This is a genomic window from Actinocorallia lasiicapitis, from assembly GCF_054778695.1.
Window position 1 is genome coordinate 1 of record NZ_BAAGZI010000668.1, and the last position, 1,718, is coordinate 1,718.

General features: G+C 74.2%; 2 protein-coding genes. Both read right to left on the reverse strand.

What is annotated here, in order from left to right:
• Window positions 1-87: 87 nt before the first annotated feature.
• Window positions 88-1,206 (reverse strand): alanine racemase, encoded by a 1,119-nt coding sequence (alr, locus tag ACYVE7_RS33570; RefSeq protein ID WP_460370544.1) that lies wholly within the window; start codon window positions 1,204-1,206, stop codon window positions 88-90.
• A gap of 83 nt (window positions 1,207-1,289) precedes the next feature.
• Window positions 1,290-1,718 (reverse strand): ADP-dependent NAD(P)H-hydrate dehydratase (locus ACYVE7_RS33575; RefSeq protein WP_460370546.1); only part of this gene is annotated, 429 nt, incomplete at its 5' end.

Genomic DNA, 1,718 nt, shown 5'->3' on the forward strand with positions numbered 1-1,718 from the left:
GGGCCGCGACGGCCGCGCCGATGCCCGCCGCGCCGAGCCCGGCGACCGCTCCGGCGATGCCGAGCCTGCGCTTGCGTTTGACGTCCATCAGCCCCCCACGTAAACGCGCGGCACGCGGCCGCCGATTCTCGTCACGATCTCGTAGGAGATGCTGCCGGTGCGGTCCGCCCACTCCTGCGCGGTCGGCTCGCCCCGGTCGCCGGGCCCGAAGAGGATCACCTCATCGCCCGCGCTCAGCTCGTCGTCGCCGAGGTCGATCACGAACTGGTCCATGCAGACCCGGCCCGCCACCGTCCTGCGCGCCCCGCCGGCCAGCAGCTCCAGCAGATTGCTGCCGTTCCTGGGCACCCCGTCGGCGTAACCGGCGGGGATCAGCGCGACGTTCGTGTCGCGGCGCGTCGTATAGAGATGACCGTACGACACACCTTCGCCCGCCCCGACCCGCTTGGTCAACGCGACCGTCGAGGTGACGGTCATCGCGGGCCGCAGCGCCTCGGTGGGAAGCTGCGGCGACGGGTCGAGCCCGTAGATCGCGATGCCGGGGCGGACCAGATCCCAGCGGGCCTCCGGCAGGTGCAGGGCGCCCGCCGAGTTGGCGAGATGGCGGATCAGCGGCCGGGCCCCGGCCCGTTCGGCCAGCTCCACGGCCTCTTTGAAGTGCTTGATCTGGCGGCGCACCGAAGGGTGGTCGGGCTCGTCGGCGCACGCGAAGTGCGACCAGAGGCCGACGATCTCCACGGCTCCCGCGGCCTCGGCCTTCAGCGCGGCCTCCACCAGCTCGGGCCACTGCTGGAGCGACGCGCCGCCGCGCGTCATCCCGGTGTCGACGGCGAGCTGGATCCGGGCGGTCTTCCCGGCCGCCTCGGCGGCGGTGACGATCTCCTTCAGCAGCCCCGTCGCGCCGCAGCCCAGATCGATCCCCTGGGCGACGGCCGCCCGGTAGTCGTCGCCCGGCGGGCAGACCGCGACCATGATCGGCGCGTCGATGCCGTGGGCGCGCAGCTCCAGCGCCTCGGTGAGGAAGGCGGTGCCGAGCCAGGTCGCGCCGCCGGCCAGCGCCGCCCGGCCCGACCTAACCGCGCCGTGCCCGTAGGCGTCGGCCTTGACCATGGCCATCGCCTCGGCGCCGCCCGCGGCCTGCCGCACGACGCCCACGTTCTGGCCGATGGCCGCGAGGTCGACGAAAGCCCGCGTCGGAATTCCCATACCAACCAAGTCTGCCACTTCTGATAAGACGAAAGCCCACGCCACGAGGTTCGCGACGTGCGGCTCGTCACACGGCGTGGCCGTCAGGGCAGCAGCCGGAACGCGTCCCGCAGATGCGTCAGGACGTCCCACGCGGTGATCGGGTTGGGCGATTCGGCCGGGTCGGGGTAGGCGGCGAGCCGCCCGGCGAGGCCGTGCAGATGGGCCGCGGTCGCCGCCGCCTCCGGGGCGGACAGCCCGGTCGCCAGCAGCGCCCCGGCCAGGCCCGACAGGACGTCGCCGGTGCGGGCGGCCGCCAGCCACGGGGTGCCGGTCAGATTGACGCGGACGGGTTCGCCGCGCGTCGCGACCAGCGTGGTGGAGCCCTTGAGCAGGACCGTCGCGTTCAGCTCCCGCGCCGCCCGCCGCGCGTAGTACAGGCGTCGCGCCTCGATCTCGGCCCGGTCGACGCCGATCAGCCGGGACAGCTCGCCCGCGTGCGGGGTGAGCAGGGTGGGGGCCGCCCGGTCGAG

Excerpts from the sequence above, each read along its gene's own strand:
- alr (WP_460370544.1), bottom strand. The coding sequence starts at position 1,206 with ATGGGAATTCCGACGCGGGCTTTCGTCGACCTCGCGGCCATCGGCCAG.